We start from the raw sequence: 17,325 nt of genomic DNA, 5'->3' as shown, positions 1-17,325 counted from the left end.
CGAGGCTGGTTCTTCTATGCAGAGACGGTTCTGCTGCGTAGGACCACGTCGTTCCGCGGAACGACGCTACGGTTTGGTTTACCGGCGTGCTATATGGGTGTTAGGTTTTAAAGAACCGGTCATCCTGCCATTTGGCAGGGTTATCCCGAATGTAATTTTCAATAAGCACCAGTTCCCGCTGGTTCCGGATGATGCGGTCATGGAATCGGGGTTGCCAACCAAAGAAGTTTGTGCTCCCGCGCTTGATGGCTTTGGTGCACGTACCCTTGTACCAGTTTATGATTCTGGAGATAGAACCTGCTTTGGGCGACAAGGCTGCCATGAACTCGTTTTTCTCCGGTACTTCAGAAGGCTTACTCTCTTGCCTTACCTGCTGGTTTTCCAGGTGCCCTTCTAACCCGATGATGCCGTGCACGTGGTTGGGCATGACCACAAATTCGCCCAGCAACACGCGGGGCCAGAGTTGCGCTATTTCCAGCCAATACTCATGGGCAATCTGTCCTTCATCAGACAATATCATTTTGCCGGCACGCACCTCCCCAAAGATTGGTTCGCGCCCTTGCGTGCAGATGGTAATGAAATACAGTCCTTCCCACCGGTAATCATAGCCGGAGAGGCGGCGGTTCTTTTTGCTGAAGGAATCATATTTGGCCATAAGGATTCTAGCAAATCCCGATCTTTTCAAACGGCTACCTTCGCCTCTGGATTCTATTCTTTGTCAATACAAGGGCTCGTAGCGTCGTTCCGCGGAACGACGTGGTCCTACGCAGCAGAACCGCCTCTGCATAGAAGAACCAGCCTTGCAACAAATGATTCTTCTGCCCAGGAGAAAGGCCTGTTTTGGTGGAGGTGATTCTGTTTCATGGCGGCACGGCGTTACAGGGTAACGCCGCTACAACAAAAACTCCCCACCCGCCACAAGGCAGATGGGGAGTTTTCATATTGAGATAAGTTGAAAGCGTTAATTCGCCACCACCTTGCGCTCAATCTCACGCAGGTTCTCCATTTTCTTGTTGCGCAGGAAGCCGTTGATATCTTCAAAGTGCTCTCTGATGCGCTTGTTGCCAAATTCAAACACTTTCTCGGCCAGACCGTCCAGGAAGTCACGGTCGTGGGACACCAGGATCAAGGTTCCGTCAAAAGCTTTAAGAGCGTCTTTCAGGATATCCTTGGTTTTAATGTCGAGGTGGTTCGTAGGCTCATCGAGAATCAACAGGTTCACGGGTTGCAGGAGCAGTTTGATCATGGCCAGACGGGTTTTCTCTCCACCTGAAAGCATTTTCACTTTCTTCTCCACGGCATCGCCGCTGAACATGAAGGCCCCCAGAATGTCTTTGATCTTGGTACGCACCTCGCCTACGGCAATCTGGTCAATGGTCTGGAAGATGGTCAGGTCCTCGTCCAGCAAAGAAGCCTGGTTCTGCGCGAAGTAGCCCACCATGCAGTTGTGACCCAGTTGCAGTTTGCCTTCGTAGTCAATCTCGCCCATGATGGCTTTGATGAGCGTAGATTTACCTTCGCCGTTCTTACCCACAAACGCCACTTTTTCGCCGCGCTCAATGGTCAGAGACGCATCTTTGAACACGGTGTGGTCGCCGTATTTTTTGGTGAGTTCTTCTACAATCACCGGGTAATTGCCGGAACGTGGCGCCGGCGGGAATTTCAGGCTCAGCGCCGAGGTATCTACTTCGTCTACCTCAATCAGTTCCATTTTCTCCAGCATTTTCACGCGTGACTGCACCTGCAGCGTTTTGGAGTAGGTTCCTTTAAAACGCTCAATAAACGCGGTGATATCGGCGATTTCCTTCTGCTGGTCATCGTACTGACGCTGTTGCTGTTCGCGGCGTTCTTTGCGCAGTTGGAGGTATTGGGTGTACGGCACCTTGTAGTCGTAGATGCGGCCCATGGTCACCTCAATGGTGCGGTTGGTGATGTTGTCCACGAAGGTTTTATCGTGGGAGATCACGATCACGGCTTTGGCGTTGTTGATGAGGAAATCTTCCAGCCACTGCACCGATTCAATGTCCAGGTGGTTGGTGGGCTCATCCAGCAGAATCAGGTCTGGTTTCTGCAACAGGATTTTGGCCAGCTCAATGCGCATGCGCCATCCGCCGGAGAACTCGCTGGTGTTGCGGGTGAAGTCAGCACGCAGGAAGCCCAGGCCTAGCAAGGTTTTCTCTACCTCGGCATCGAAGTTGATTTCCTCAATAGAGTAGTACTTTTCGCTCAGCTCAGACACGTCCTCAATCAGCTTCATGTACTCGTCAGACTCGTAGTCGGTGCGGGTTTCTAACTGATGGTTGAGCTCGTCCATGCGGGTTTTCATCTCCAGGATGTTCCCGAAGGCCTTGGAGGCTTCCTCAAACACGGTGCTCTCGTCTTTGGTGAGCAGGTGCTGGGGCAGGTAGGCGATCACCGCATCCTTGGGCGCCGATACCTTGCCTTTGGTAGGTTTGTTTACCCCCGCAATGATTTTGAGCAGGGTAGATTTACCGGCCCCGTTCTTCCCCATGAGGGCAATCCGGTCGGTTTCATTGATGTTAAAGGTTACGTTACTGAACAGAGCCGCGCCGTTGAACTCAACGGAGACCGAATCAACTGAAATCATGGTGTGGTATAAAATGGGTGCACAAAGATACTAGAATATTCTCCTGTTTTTGAAGGGCTGGCCAGGATGTGGAGAGGCCGTAGAAACGCCAGGCGCTCGGGCTGCTTCCTCTGCCCCTTCCGCAACACAAAAACCGCCGCAGAAAATCCATGGACACCCACAAAAAATAGGGCGCCTTCTGTAACTCAGGCTACCGGGCAAGGGCAACCTTCGCCCGTTTTGGGGCTGTTTACCCAAATATAGCCCCAAAACCCAGACGTGGGCGGCCAGAAACCGGGTTTACAGAATGCTGGAATCTTTCCCTAGGCCCAGCACGCACTTCCACCAACAAAGCATCGGCTGGCAAAAGGGCCTGGTATTTGCTACCTTTACTTTCTATGAAGATACCTCAGAAGCATTTCGTAAGAACAACCCTGGGCCTGCTGCTGGCCGGTAGCACCGTTTTCCCGGCGCTGGCGCAGGATGATCCGGTTCCGTCGGTTTCGGCCTTTGAGAAAGGTCTGGTGAACTGGCACAACCTTGACCCCGTCAAAGACAAGGTGCAGGGAACCGGCGTAAACCGGGCCTATACCGAATTACTCCCCAATAAAACGCCTAAGAAAACGGTGGTGGTAGCCGTAATTGATAGCGGCATAGACATCTACCACGAAGACCTGAAAGGCAAAATCTGGGTCAACGAGAAAGAAGTAGCCGGCAACGGCCAGGACGATGACCGCAACGGCTACGTGGACGACGTGCACGGCTGGGGCTTCCTGGGCAACGCCAAAGGCGAGAACATCCGCTATGAGACGTACGAGTTTGTGCGGCTGCTCAGGAAACTGGCCCCCACGTACCAAAGTGTAAATTCGGTGGAGCAGGTGCCCGCCGCTCAGCAGCCTGAGTACAAAACCTACCTGGCCGCCAAGCAGCGGTACGAGCAGGAAAAGGCCAAATACCAGAAAACCCGCGAAACCCTGGCGCAGTTTGAGCAGTCGCTGGTAGCGTGCCAGGCCGTGCTGGCCGACCACCTGAAGACCAAGTCGTACACCCTGGAAGACGTGAAGCGCATTTCCTCGCCCGACCAGAACGTGATGCGTGCCCGCGAGTGGATGCTGGGCACCGCCAGCCGGGGCTTAACGCCCGAATCGTTCTACAAGTACAAGGAGCACGTAGACACCTTCCTGGACAAGCACCTGAACCTGGACTTCAACCCCAGAACCCTGGTGGCCGACAACCCTGAACTCATCACCGACAACAAGTACGGCAACAACGACGTGGTTGGCCCCCGTCCTACCCACGGTACGCCCGTGGCCGGTCTGATTGCCGGGCTGCGCGGCAACGGCGTGGGCATTGACGGCATTGCCGAAAACATCAAGATCATGGCCCTCCGCGCCGTGCCCGAGGGCGATGAGCGCGACAAAGACATTGCCCTGGCCATCCGCTACGCGGTAGACAACGGTGCCAACATCATTAACATGAGCTTCGGGAAAGGGTTTTCACCGCAGAAGAAGTTTGTGGACGAAGCCGTGAAGTACGCCGAGTCTAAGAACGTGCTGCTGGTGCACGCCGCCGGCAACGAGGCCACCAACAATGACGTGGTCACCCACTACCCCAGCCGGGTGCTGGAAGACGGCACCCAGATCAAAACCTGGATTGAGGTAGGCGCTACTTCCCGCGCGCTAGGCAAAGACCTGGTGGGCGTGTTCTCCAACTATGGCAAGCAGACCGTTGACCTGTTCGCGCCGGGCGTGGACATTGTCTCCCTGGCCCCCGAGAACAAGTACAACAAAATGGACGGCACCAGCTTCTCCAGCCCGGTGGTGAGCGGGGTGGCAGCCCTGGTGTGGTCGTACTACCCCGAGCTGACCGCGGCAGAACTGAAAGACGTTCTCCTGAAATCGGCGACGGTGTACCCCAAAGAGACGGCGTACCTGCCCAGTGACGATCCGGCTAACCGCAAGAAAACCAAGTTCACAGACCTGTCGGTGACCGGTGGTATTGTGAATGCCTACGGTGCCCTGCAACTGGCCGAGAAAGTGGTGGCCCAGAAGAAAACGAAGAGCTAAGCGAGTAACCCTCGCTTCGCTTTTGAAAAGCCGTTGGTTCCCCCAACGGCTTTTCTGTTTTAGGGCAGTTCCGGGCAAAACTCCCTTAAAACAGATTGCCCCGCTTGGTGATGTGCCCCTGTTCTTTTCAATTTTCCATCCGGAACAACGCACCCGAATACACCCCTCACAGGGAAGCACAGCTCCTGTTCTCCGCTCCTGGGGAAAGCCAGAATGCTGGTCAGGGTAAACAGAGGAAACTCATAAACCCGGGACCGCCGGCAAGCCGCACGGAGAGTGCTTACGCATTTTTTACTATTTCAATTGGTACTAAAAACCAAGAGCCAACCAATTAACCAGTTAATTTCCAGTTGTTTATACATTCAATTCATAAAAATTTCAGCATAGATTGATTAAAATAAACCAAAAACAGGGCTATGGTGTTTGGCTAATTTAAGTTTATATTTGTCTACACCACCCTAGAACAGTACTATACCCAAAATTCTACATGAAACGTTTACTCAAAAAGGCTATTAAGCCCTTTCTGCCTTCTTATGAGGTAACCTGCACCACGTATCAGATTATCCCGGGCCTGCCGGTCACCAAGAAACTCTCTACCCATTCCTTTGAAAAAGGCGCTTCCAAAGAGGCGAAGGAGTTCTACGGCAAAGTGGTTTCTTCTGATTTTACCAAAAAGCTGGCCCCGGTTGAGGTGCAACTGAAAGTAGCGGGCATCACCATCAAGAAAGCCCAGTACGGCCCCATTGATAACCTGAACAAAGCAAAAATTCCGGCGCAGAACTAACCCTTCTGGCACCTGAGAAGCCTCTCTACGTCCGTAGAGGGGCTTTTTTTATGTTCTGCCACCAAGCAAGCAACAAGCGCTTCCCTGCCTAATTGCAGTAACCTACTGGCTGGCGTCTCCTTATTCTTCGCCGCGGCCCGGCAAGCGGGATAGCGTTGGCTGCTACCAGGCAGTGGGCAGTTGGTCCTGCCCTGGTCCTATGCCTGCCCCGGCGCGGGAGGTATGGCTATTTTGCAAAATCCTGCTCAGTACCATCAGCCTGATTATACAATATTTTATAAATAAATTTCAGTGTGCAACTCGCTTGCAACTCTTAGTTATCAGGCAATTATCGTCTTGTTCACTTGCCCGCTTCCATCCTTAAAAGCCAACAAACAACACACTAATTACCAGTAATTTACCAAAATAAAACCACAACAAAGCCACTACTTTGTTGTGCAATGGCGCATGCAATCGATTGTGCAATTTATTGCCTCAATTTAGCTAATGGCACCATTAATTAGTTTGAAAAATATTAGGTTTTACAATAGGGTATTGCTAAACTAAACAGAAAATAGCCTCTGTTATTTAACAACTTTACATTAAATCCACCTCTATGATGAAACCTTTACCCCTCTACAAACTTCTTTTCACGCTTTTGCTGCTGCTCTCGGGTTGGGCTGCGCAGGCGTTCACGCCGCCTAACGCAGACATAGTGGTAGCGCTGGACGGATCCGGGAATTTTACAAAAATACAGGATGCCATCAACGCGGTTCCGTCTAACAGCGACCGGCGTACCGTCATTTACATCAAGCGCGGCCTATACAACACCGAAAAGCTCCTGGTGCCCGCTGACAAGAAGAATATCTCCTTTATTGGGGAAAGCCGCGAGGAAACCATCATCAGCTACCACATCTATGACTGCTCCAGCGGCAAGTGCCCCACCGCCGATGCCGCCAAGTGGAGCGGTGACAACCTCCGCACCTCGGCCACCCTTACCCTGCAGAGCGAGGGTTTCAGGGCCGAGAACCTCACCATCCAGAACACCGCCGGTCCCGTGGGGCAAGCGCTGGCCGTGACGGTGATAGGTGACAAAAACGTGTTCATCAACTGCAACCTGCTGGGCTACCAGGACACCATTTACCTGTGGCAACCCGGCAAACGCAGCTATTTTGAGAACTGCCTGGTGCTGGGCCGCACCGACTACATCTACGGAGCCGGCATTGGCTATTTCCAGGGGTGTGAGATCAGAAGCTTCGGCGGCGGCTGGATCACCGCTCCCTCCACGCCCAAAGACCAACCGTACGGGTACGTCTTCAATGAGTGTCGCTTAACGTATGCCACCAATAGCCCCCGCGCGGGCGATGACGGTGCCCTGATCAGGCTGGGCCGCCCGTGGCACGAGTACCCCAAGGTAACCTGGATGAACTCGCACATGACCGAAATGATTCATCCGGAGGGCTGGGGCGACAAGTGGAGCATGGAGTACTCTGACACCAGCCCCGACCTGAAACTGTACGAGTACAACAACACCGGCCCCGGGGCCGACATGAGCAAACGCGCCAAATGGGCCGGCCTGCGGGCCTTGACGGCTACCGAAGCCGCTGACTACACCGTGCAAAAGGTAATGGCCGGCACCGACAACTGGGACCCTACCGCAGAGCCCTCCACCCTCAAGTCTTACACCTGGAAAGGCACCGCCGCTACCAAGGGCTGGCTCCTGGCCGATAACTGGGACCCCGCGGGCGTACCTGCCACCGGCGATGCGGCCGAAGTGAATGGCCAGCATGAGCTTCTGGCAGACGGCGGTACCTTTGGCGCCGATCTGCACCTGATGAATGGCGCCAAACTGAATGTGACCGCCAATAGCACCCTCACCTATCTTACCATCGGGAACGCCGAGATCACCACGGCGGCCGAGGCCAGCCTGGCCGGTAAAATCGCTACCAAAGAGGTGAGCACCTTGAACCCTACCGGCACCCTTACCCTGGCGGCTACCCTCTCGGGCGTGCACGAACTCAGCAAAGAAGGCGCCGGCAAACTGGTGCTCACCGGTGACAACCTGAACTTCTCGGGCAACTGGGTCCTGAAAGCGGGCACGGTAGAGGCCAACTCGGCCAATGCCCTGGGCAAAGGCAACACCACCGTTAAAGCCGGCGCTACGCTTACCGTGGGCCATGCCAGCGCGTTCCAACCCAAATCACAGCTGCGGGTAGAGACCGGGGCCAGCCTGGTCCTGAACCATGACGTGACGTTGAGCGAGTTCTTCCTTGACAACACCCTCCAGGGCCTGGGCGAGTACACCGCCGCCACGCACCCAAGCCTTATCTCGGGCACTGGCAAGATTCTGGTGGGACGCCCAAGCAGCTTCACCTTTGTGGGCAGCGTGGACGGCACCTGGGACAAAGCCGCCAACTACTCCCCGCAACTGATGCCGGAGGCAGGCGAGACTGTGCTGGTGTCGCGGGAGATTGAAACCACCGGCACCGTGTACGCGGCCAAGTTGGTGCTTACCTCTACCGGCCGACTTAGAATGCGGGGCAATCACGCTTCTACCGGCGTGGTGGAAATGCAGGAAGGCTCCAGAATCTCCTACGCCACGGGCGGCGAAGGCTTCGCCCTGACGGCTCCGGTTTCTGTGCTGGGTGCCGTTACCATGGAAATGAGCAGCAACCATGCCTCCAAGCAGAACTCCCTGAAACTGCTGGGCCCGGTATCCGGCACCGGCAAGGTATCACCCATGAACACCCGGGCCAACTTCCAGAATACGGCCATCCTGGTGCTGGGCGGCGATAACAGCGGGTTTACCGGCGTGTGGGACGTGACCAAGGCAAGCTCTACGGCTGCGTCCTCCATTGTGCTGGAAGGCACCAGCGCCAACGCGTTCGGCCTGGGCCAGATTGAGGTAGGCGACAACAACAAAGTAGCGTTCAGCCATGAGAACAGCGCCGGCCAAGACCTGAAACTGGTCCTGAGCGGCACAGGCAAGGCGGTCCTGAACACCACGGTACGGGTGAGGAACTTCACGCTGAACGGCACTGAAATGGCCGAGGGCACCTACTCTGCCACGTCGCACCCCACGCAACTGGAGGGAACCGGCTCTATTGTAGTCTCTAAAACCGTTACTTCCTCTAAAGGAGAACTGGAGCGCAAACCGGTCTATTTCGCAGACAACCTCCTGCACGTAGACGGCAGCCGCTCCCTGGTTTCCATCTCCTCCATCACCGGTGCTCTCATCATGAAAGAGAGCAGCCATAAGACTATTTCCCTCCATGGACAGCGCCCCGGCGTGTACGTTGCCAGATACACCGTAGACGGCAAGACCGGGGTCCTGAAGATTCTGGTGCGCTAAGCATTAGGTTAGTTTGTTATAAAGCAGAAAGAGCCGGCCACATGGTCCGGCTCTTTTGCTTTGTATGGCCTGCCACCCTAGCGTGGGGCGGGCGTTTTGGCTCCTTTTCTAATAAAACAGCCCAAAAACGCCTCTGGGTTTACGGCCTGTTTTATGAAAAAAGGGCCGGAAACGGGTTAGCCTTCGGCGCGGCCGCTCTCTACCGTCTTGGAGCTGGGGGCAGGCTGCGCCGCTGGGTTCAGGTTCCACTCATTGTTGAGCAGCGTAATGGCGTGGCTGGCGGTCATATCAAACTGGCAGGGCACCACCGACACGTAGTTCTGGGCCAGGGCCGCCTCATCGGTGTCGTCGCCTTTGTCATGGTTCACGAAGCTGCCAGTGAGCCAGAAGTAGCTGCGGCCCCGCGGGTCCAGGCGCTCGTCAAACTCTTCCTCCCACTTGGCACGGGCCTGGCGGCACACCTTCACGCCAGCAATGGGCTGGTCAGACTTCTTGGGGAAGTTCACGTTGAGGGCCACGCCCGCCGGAATGCCATGCTCCAGGGCCTGCCGCGTGATCAGCTCCACGTACTCCTCGGTGTGCGAGAAATCAATGTCATGCCCGTAGTCGCAGAGCGAGAAGCCAATGGCCGGCAAGCCTTCAATGGCCGCCTCAATGGCCGCCGACATAGTGCCCGAGTACAGCACGCTGATGCTGGAGTTGGAGCCGTGGTTGATGCCGCTCACCACCAGGTCGGGCTTGCGGTTCTTGAGCACGTGGTGCTTGGCCAGCTTCACGCAGTCGGCGGGGGTGCCGGAGCACTCATAGGACTCCACTTCGCTCAAGGCCAGCGACTTATCTAAACGCAGGGTATTGCCTATGGTAATGGCGTGCCCCATGCCCGACTGGGGCCCGTCTGGCGCTACCACCACCACCTCGCCTATTCTCTGCATCACCTTTACCAGCACATGAATGCCGGGGGCGGTGATGCCATCGTCGTTAGACACTAAAATCAGGGGCTTTTTCATTTTGGTTATGCTAAGTTTAGGGCCAAATTAGTGGGTATACGCACCATCGCCAAATTGGAACCAGGCAACTTCACCCAAAGGCTTGCGTTATGCCCCAAGAAACAGTACCTATGCCCCCCTAATCCTTTTACGGCAATGAAAAAGACTACCCTTTTGTTAGGCGCGCTGTTAGCCATGGCCGCCTGTAAGCAAGATGCCTCCACCGCCCAGGACGCTAACGAGGCCCAGATGGAGGCCGCCGCGGGCGATATTTCCGCTGGCGCCGCCGAGGCCGATCCTGCCAGCCCCGACGGCTCCGCGCCGGCTTCCGCTCCTTCTGAGCCCATGTCTGAGGAGCCCCTGCCCGATGTGCCTTCTACGGCCTCTACCCCGCCCTCGGCCAGCAACCCGCTCTTTAACCTAACGCTGCAACGCGGTCAGGCCGGGGCCGTGAAAATAGGCATGCCCATTGAGGAGCTGAAAAAAGCCTACGGCTACAACAAGCTGCGCGAAGTGGACCACACCCTGGAAGGCACCACCACCAAGGCGTTTGAAGTGCTGGGCGAGCGCCGCCGCCCCGATTTGCTGGTGGAGCAGGACTGCGCCGGCGGGGCCTGCAAGGTCTACCGCATCACGGTCCTGAACCCGGCGTTCAAGAGCGCGTCGGGCGTGGGCATTGGCAGCACCCTGGGCCAGGTAAAGCAGAACTTCTCCATTTCCCGCGTGAGCCCCGGCGAAGGCAAATTAGTAGCCATTGCGGAGGCCGATAAAATGAGCTTCGTGCTGGATATGAAAGGCATTCCGGCCGAGCGCTGGGGCAAGCTGAAAGTGGAGGATGTGCCCAACACCACCCAGGTGACTGGCGTGATGCTGTACTAACCGGCCACCTGGCTTTCCCTTATTCAAGAGCAGCGCTGCCCAACCGGCGCTGCTCTTTTGTTTTGCCACATAGTAGGTTTTAGGCGCCTTTTCAGGAAAACTGCCCCAAAACAAAGAGCCTTAGGTCCTAATGCCAGAGGCGATCCTTTCCCCACCCTGGCCGCTGGGGCTTTTCAATTCCCGCCAGATTGCCTAACATTACCCTGTCATTCATACCCAACTACCATGTTTCTTCCCTTGCTCACCCTGGTTGGGGCGCTGCTTTCTTCCGGCAGCCCTGCCGCCCCCGACTGGAAAACCCCTTACGAGAAAAGTAACCACACCCAGACCGCCACCTATTACGAGTGCATTGACTATTACCAGCGCCTGGACGAGGCCTATCCCGAGATCAAGATGACCGCCATGGGCATGACCGATGCCGGCAAGCCCCTGCATACCGTAGTGGTGTCTACCGATGGTGATTTCGATCCGCAATCCATCCACCGGAAAGGCAAAACGGTGCTCCTGGTGCAGAACGGCATCCATCCGGGCGAGCCCGAGGGCATTGACGCCACCATGATGCTCACCCGCGACCTGGTGCAGAACAAGAAGCTGCGGAAGCAGTTGGACCAGGTGGTGCTGGTGATCATTCCTATTTACAACGTAGGCGGCGCGCTCAACCGAAACAGCCACACCCGCACCAACCAGAACGGGCCCGAGAGCTATGGTTTCCGGGGCAATTCCCGCAACCTGGACCTGAACCGCGATTTCATCAAGGAAGACTCCAAAAACGCCAGAACCTTCGCCACCATCTTCCGGACCTGGGACCCCGAGGTGTTCGTGGATAACCACACCAGCAACGGCGCCGATTACCAGTACACCATGACGCTCATCCCCACGCAGCACAACAAACTGGGCGGCGCATTGGGCCAGCTCCTGAAACAACAAATGATTCCGGCCCTGTACAAAGGCATGGAAAAGCGCAAGTGGCCGCTGGTGCCCTACGTGAACTCGCGCGGCGAAACCCCGGAGACCGGCATCTTCGGCTTCGCCGATCTGCCGCGCTACGCCAGCGGCTACACCACGCTTTTCCAGACCCTGGGCTTCATCCCCGAGACCCACATGCTCAAACCCTTTGACAAGCGCGTGGCGTCTACATACGATCTTATGCTGGAGTTCCTGGACTACGTGGCCCAGAACGGTAAAGCCATTCAGGCCGCCCGCCAGAAAGACCGCGCCGCGTTGCTTACCCAACAGGAATTTGTGCTGCACTGGGCTCCTGATACCACGCAGGCAGAAACCATTCAATTCAAGGGCTACGAGGCCAAATACAAACCCAGCGAGGTCAGCGGCCTGGAGCGCCTGTACTATGACCGCAAAGCGCCGTTCACCCGGCCCGTGAAGTTCTTTGACACCTTCCGGCCCACGCTTACCGTTTCCAAACCGGTGGCCTATATCATTCCGCAGGCCTGGACCGAGGTAATTGAGCGCCTGCAGCAGAACCAGGTAGACCTGAAGCGCCTGAGCAAAGACACCGTGCTCACCCCCGAAACCTACTACATCACCGACTACAAAACCGGTCAGCGTCCGTACGAGGGTCATTATTTGCACAGTGATGTTCAGGTGCGGAAAACGCAGCAGCCCATCCAGTACTTCGCCGGGGATTACGTGGTGTACCTGAACCAGGTGAGCAACCGCTTTCTGGTAGAGACACTGGAGCCGCAAGCCCCGGACTCTTACTTCGCCTGGAACTTCTTTGATTCCATTCTGGGCCAGAAAGAGTATTTCTCGGCATACGTGTTTGAAGACCTGGCCGCCGAGTACCTGAGGAAGGACCCCAAACTGAAAGCCGCCCTGGAAGAAGCGAAAGCGAAAGACCCGGCCCTGGCCAAAAGCGCCCAGGCTCAGCTCACCTTCGTGTACCGCAACACGCCGCACTATGAGACTACACACCTGCGCTACCCGGTGGCCCGCTGGTTGGGCGGCGCCCTGCCGGTGCAATAGCCCTTGTTTTTGAGCCCATTTCACAGAAACAGCCCTAAAAGGCACTCTTGTTTCTGCTATCCTGAAACTTTCACCTTTCTGTCGTCTTGAATTTTACTCCTTTCTGTCATCCTGGAAGGATCTTGTGGGCAAGCTAGAACAGCCTTGGCTCCTGCGCCACTACCGTTCGCTCACAAGATCCTTCCAGGATGACAGATAATAACAGGTAAGTATGGAGCGAATCTATTACTGCACCTCTCAGCAAAAAGCCTCTTCTCAGTTCAGGAAGAGGCTTTTTCATTTTCTATCAAAAATATTCTGCCTCAACCCTCTACTTTATTACGAAATTTTCGTAAATATACGAAAACATCGTAACAACCTACACAATGGAGAAACTGACGCAACAGGAGGAAGAGGCCATGCAGGTGATCTGGGACACGGACGGCGGCTTTATCAAAGATTTCCTGGAAAAACTTCCGGAGCCCAAACCGCCTTACACCACCCTGGCCTCCACGGTGAAAAACCTGGAGAAGAAAGGCTTTGTGCAGGCCGAAAAACTGGGCAACACCTACCGCTACGCGCCGCTGATCAAGGCGGAGGAGTACAAGAAGAAGTTCATGAAAGGGTTTGTGGGCCATTATTTCCAAAACTCCTACAAAGAGCTGGTGGCCTTCTTCGTGAAGGAAAAGCAGCTCAGCCCACAGGAACTGAAGGAGATCATCCAGATGATTGAAGACCAAAACCCGGAATAAGATGCCTGCCTTGTTTCTTTATCTGCTGCAGGTGAGCCTGGGGATAGCGTTGCTCTACCTGGTATACCGGGGATTGCTGCGCCAGACCACCTTTCACCAACTCAACCGTTGGTTTCTACTGGTGGGTCTGGTTTTGTGCGGGGCCTTTCCGCTGCTAGACGTTCAGCTTCCATTTGAGCAAAGCCCGCACCTATACCAGGTGCTCTACCAGTACTCGCCCACCGCCTGGCACACAGCTCCCGCGTCGGCACCCACTGCACCTGGGTTTGAGGTCTGGCCGTTGCTGATGGTGCTGTATTGGGCAGGAGCCGGCTTACTGGGGCTGCGGTTTCTGGTACAGCTGGTCTCTTTGCTGAACATTCACCGCGGCTCTACCTCCGCCACCTTCCAGGGCATTGCTTACCGCAAAGTAGAGGCACCCGTTCCCCCTTTCTCCTTCGGCAGGGCCATTTACTTTTACCCGCCGCAGCATCCGCCGCAGGACTGGCTCCCTATTTTGCACCATGAGCGCACGCATGCGCAGCAAGGGCATACCCTGGACATCCTGCTAATAGAGCTGACCACCTTGTTTCTGTGGTTTAACCCATTTGTCTGGCTGCTGCGGAATGCGCTTAAAGAAAACTTAGAGTTCCTCACAGACCAGCAAACCCTAAGAGCCGGCCTGGACCGCAAGCAGTACCAGTTCTCGCTCTTACAAACGGCTGGGGCCTCGCCTTTCTCCCTGTCTTCTTCCTTCAGTTATCATTCCCTTAAACACCGTATCATGATGATGAACAAAGCACCTTCGGCCAGCGTACAGCACCTGCGCTTTCTGGCAGCGCTTCCGCTCTTGTTTCTGGGGCTGTTTGCCTGCCAGGGCATTCCCAGTTCCAGTCAGGAGATAGACGACGTACTGGCCCAGGAGGGTTCAGCCAGGCTGTTCCCTGCGCAGGACCCCTACCATGCCTTCCTGCAGCGGAACCCCCACGTGCAACGCATCTACTGGAGCAGCGGCAGCATCTTTGTCCAGCTTAAATCGGGGCAGAAAGAGCAGTATCCCAGCACTCCGGAAGGGGTAGCCTCCGCCGAGAAGAAATATGGGAGCCTCCCCCCGGGGCCTCCTCCCCCACCGCCTCCGGCCCCAGCGGCTCCGCTAGCCGTTTTGGCTCCGCCGCCCCCACCCCCACCTTTTAACACGGTGCTGCCCGCCGAATTCAAGAAACGGAACCCCTCTGTTCAGGGCCTTAGCAGCGATGAAGGCAGTTTGCACGTGATTTACCAGTCTGGTGAGGTGGAGAGCTTTGACCAGACCGCCCAAGGCAGGGCCGCTTTTGAGAAGAAATTTGGTCCGCTTCCGTTGCAGCCCGTGCGCAGTGAGAAATTGCCAAAGGCCCCTAAAGGGAAAAACTAAGCCGGCGTTTCTGTTTAGGGGCTGTTTTGGGCTAAACGGCCCCGAAACGAGAACTATCCATTGCTGCCCAGCGTGGTTTGCTGCGAGGCCAATTGGGTTAAACAGCAAGCCCCGCCGGGGTTAGTCAGGCGGGGCTTGCTGTTTAGAGAAGGTTTTGTTGTACGCTGCTACATCTCCACGGAGGTGGTTTTCACCTCGGGCTGCGAAATAGCCCCGAAATAGCTCACAATCTTGGCCAAGTCGGGCAGGCTGGTGTACTTGAGTTTGTTCTGCCGGATGTAGTCTTTCATCACGTTGTTTTTCTTCCCGAAGATCACCTCCAGGTCTTTCTTCACGTTGCGCAGCTCTTTCACCTTGCCGTTGGGCATTAAGATAAAGAAGTTTTCCAGGCGCTGGTCTACGTACATGGGTCCGCCCACCGGATACCCGCCGTACGGGTAGTAGTAGTTGCTGCGGTACAGGTGGTCGCGGCTAACGTCGCGGCGGGTCATGGTCTCGCGCTTGAGCAAACCGTACTTGCCAATCACAATCTGCTCAAAGAAGGCCGGGGCCAGGAAATCGCTGTAATCATTGCCCATGTTCCAGCGTTGCGTGACAAACACCCGGCGGTAACGGCCGTCATTGTCTACTGCCTCAAACCCGCGCACCGCCATGGGCGAGTACGCCACCACAGAACCGTCTGGCCGGTTCACCTTGATCATGTCCTCGGTACGGTGATAGGTGATCTTGCCGCTCACCGAGTCTCCCGAAGCTAAATACACGCGCCCTTGGGGCCATTGGTCTACCAGCCCGGTAGACTGGGCGAAGGTGTTGGCTGCCATCAGGAACAGTACTACCAAAAGCCCTAACGCTTTTCTTACCATCATCATAATATTAGGTCTATTCCTATGAATATAGTGCTATGTACTTCTACAAAAAATATACTTTGAATCAGCGAGAAGGTTGTCTCTTCCTCAGTACTTTACAACGAAAACAACGCCATTTTCGTGCTTGTTTCAGATAAATATAAGAATTCTGGCCAGATAAAAGTATTTTTGTTATTACTTGTACTTTATAAATATAGAAGTAAATCTATAAACCGCAAGCTCTAAGGGCTGCTAAAGCAAAAAGCGGAAGATTTCTCCTCCGCTTTTTGCTTTACTTCTTCAGAATCAGGTGACCTAATTTATCTCTTTTGGTGGTTAGGTACCGTTGGTTGTGCAGATTGGGCGCTATCTCAATGGGCACCTGCTCCACAATCTGCAGGCCATACCCAATGAGGCCCGTTCGCTTGCGCGGATTGTTGGAGAGCAACCGCATTTTGGTCACGCCTAAATCTCGCAGGATCTGGGCGCCTACGCCGTAATCGCGCTCATCGGTCCCGAAGCCCAGTTGCAGGTTGGCTTCTACGGTGTCCAGGCCTTGTTCCTGCAGTTTGTAAGCTTTGAGTTTGTTCAGGAGGCCAATGCCGCGGCCTTCCTGGTTCATGTACACAATCACGCCCTTGCCGGCTTTCTCCACCATTTCCATGGCTTTGTGCAGCTGTGGTCCGCAGTCGCAGCGGCAAGACCCGAAAATGTCACCGGTAACGCAGGAAGAGTGCACGCGCACCAAGATGGGCTCGTCCTCTTCCCAGGTGCCTTTCACCAGGGCCAGGTGCTTGGCGTTGTTGCTGCGCTGGGTGTAGGCGTACAGGTCAAAGTTGCCCCAGTCGGTGGGCAGCTCCACGGCAATCTCGCGGTCAATGAGACTTTCCTTTTGCAGGCGGTATTTGATGAGGTCTTTGATGGAGATGAGCTTGAGGTTGAACCGCTCGGCTACTTTCTCCAGATCGGGCATCCGGGCCATCGTACCGTCTTCGTTCATGATCTCCACCAACACCCCGGCCGGCGACAACCCGGCTAGTTTGGCCAAGTCAACGGCAGCTTCGGTGTGGCCGGCTCTCCTGATCACGCCTTCTTTGCGGGCGCGCAGCGGGAAGATGTGGCCGGGTTTGCCCAACGAGGCCGGATCGGTCTTAGGATCGGCCAGGGCCAGAATGGTTTTGGCGCGGTCGGAAGCCGAGATCCCGGTGGTGCAGCCGTGCCCCAGCAAGTCTACCGACACGGTGAACGGTGTGGCGTGCAGGGCGGTGTTGCGACCCACCATCAGTTCCAGTTCCAGTTCATCGCAGCGCTCCTCAGTAAGCGGGGCGCAGATGAGGCCCCGACCGTGGGTAGCCATAAAGTTGACGATCTCGGGCGTGATTTTCTCCGCCGCGCAGATAAAATCGCCTTCGTTTTCGCGGTCATCGTCGTCTACCACAATCACTACTTTCCCGGCTCTGATATCTTCTATTGCGTCTTCTATTTTATCTAACATGGTGTTTTCTCCTACTGTGCGGCAAGCCAGCCAGTTTGGCAAACGTTCGCCTTTGAGCGCGCAAAGATAGAGGTTTTTGACAGGTTTGCTCTCTCCCGCTTCTACAAGGCGCTAACGCTTGGGATACTTGCTTTCTTGTAAACAAATTCTACGTGCTTTTGGTGACATAATCTGAGAAAATCAGGGCACAGCCTCACCTTTTTGTAGGCGAGCCCCGTGCACCAACGAAAGAGAAGGTTCTGGTTGAG

12 protein-coding genes are annotated in these 17,325 nt (G+C 55.4%); 7 read left to right on the top strand and 5 right to left on the bottom strand.

The features are described from left to right. Positions 1-100: 100 nt before the first annotated feature. Together JT718_RS11120 and JT718_RS11115 are read right to left on the bottom strand one after the other, a co-directional pair. Positions 101-655, bottom strand: a complete 555-nt coding sequence (locus JT718_RS11120) for a transposase (protein ID WP_205502682.1) — start codon at positions 653-655, stop codon at positions 101-103. 306 nt (positions 656-961) lie between these two features. Beyond that, entirely contained in the window at positions 962-2,608 is a 1,647-nt protein-coding gene (locus tag JT718_RS11115) for an ABC-F family ATP-binding cassette domain-containing protein (protein ID WP_205502680.1), read from the bottom strand. 377 nt (positions 2,609-2,985) lie between these two features. Here JT718_RS11115 and JT718_RS11110 point away from each other — a divergent pair, with 377 nt between their 5' ends. The 3 genes from JT718_RS11110 (at position 2,986) to JT718_RS11100 (ending at position 8,768) form a co-directional block, all read left to right on the top strand. After that, entirely contained in the window at positions 2,986-4,653 is a 1,668-nt protein-coding gene (locus tag JT718_RS11110) for a S8 family peptidase (protein WP_205502679.1), read from the top strand. 487 nt (positions 4,654-5,140) lie between these two features. Further along, a complete protein-coding gene (locus tag JT718_RS11105) occupies positions 5,141-5,437 on the top strand; it encodes a hypothetical protein (protein WP_205502677.1) in 297 nt (98 codons plus the stop codon). A gap of 595 nt (positions 5,438-6,032) precedes the next feature. Continuing rightward, positions 6,033-8,768: a pectinesterase family protein gene (locus tag JT718_RS11100; protein ID WP_205502675.1), complete on the top strand. Its 2,736-nt coding sequence runs from the start codon at positions 6,033-6,035 to the stop codon at positions 8,766-8,768. A 176-nt stretch (positions 8,769-8,944) separates the two neighbouring features. Here JT718_RS11100 and surE read toward each other — a convergent pair whose 3' ends face one another. Continuing rightward, the gene (gene surE, locus JT718_RS11095; RefSeq protein WP_205502674.1) at positions 8,945-9,775 is read right to left on the bottom strand and encodes a 5'/3'-nucleotidase SurE; all 831 of its coding nucleotides are present in this window, start codon (positions 9,773-9,775) and stop codon (positions 8,945-8,947) included. 135 nt (positions 9,776-9,910) lie between these two features. Here surE and JT718_RS11090 point away from each other — a divergent pair, with 135 nt between their 5' ends. From JT718_RS11090 to JT718_RS11075, 4 genes are all read left to right on the top strand, one after another. Further along, complete coding sequence (locus tag JT718_RS11090) at positions 9,911-10,633, top strand: hypothetical protein (RefSeq protein ID WP_205502671.1); 723 nt, start codon at positions 9,911-9,913, stop codon at positions 10,631-10,633. A 225-nt stretch (positions 10,634-10,858) separates the two neighbouring features. Then, positions 10,859-12,616: a M14 family metallopeptidase gene (locus JT718_RS11085; RefSeq protein WP_205502669.1), complete on the top strand. Its 1,758-nt coding sequence runs from the start codon at positions 10,859-10,861 to the stop codon at positions 12,614-12,616. A gap of 365 nt (positions 12,617-12,981) precedes the next feature. Next, positions 12,982-13,347: a BlaI/MecI/CopY family transcriptional regulator gene (locus JT718_RS11080; protein WP_205502667.1), complete on the top strand. Its 366-nt coding sequence runs from the start codon at positions 12,982-12,984 to the stop codon at positions 13,345-13,347. Position 13,348: 1 nt separating this feature from the next. Then, positions 13,349-14,737 carry a M56 family metallopeptidase gene (locus tag JT718_RS11075; RefSeq protein WP_205502665.1) on the top strand — a complete coding sequence of 463 codons (1,389 nt, stop codon included), beginning with the start codon at positions 13,349-13,351 and terminating at the stop codon, positions 14,735-14,737. Positions 14,738-14,904: 167 nt separating this feature from the next. Here the strand turns inward: JT718_RS11075 and JT718_RS11070 are convergent, their stop codons facing one another. Beyond that, positions 14,905-15,606, bottom strand: coding sequence for a hypothetical protein (locus JT718_RS11070; RefSeq protein WP_205502663.1), 702 nt, complete (start codon positions 15,604-15,606; stop codon positions 14,905-14,907). 268 nt (positions 15,607-15,874) lie between these two features. Then, positions 15,875-17,077, bottom strand: a complete 1,203-nt coding sequence (locus tag JT718_RS11065; protein ID WP_205502661.1) for a bifunctional 3,4-dihydroxy-2-butanone-4-phosphate synthase/GTP cyclohydrolase II — start codon at positions 17,075-17,077, stop codon at positions 15,875-15,877. Positions 17,078-17,325: the final 248 nt, after the last annotated feature.

The organism is Rufibacter psychrotolerans (assembly GCF_016924645.1).
Taxonomy (GTDB): domain Bacteria; phylum Bacteroidota; class Bacteroidia; order Cytophagales; family Hymenobacteraceae; genus Nibribacter; species Nibribacter psychrotolerans.
Note: the sequence above shows the minus strand (reverse complement) of the source record. Positions and strands in the feature narration are given on the sequence as shown.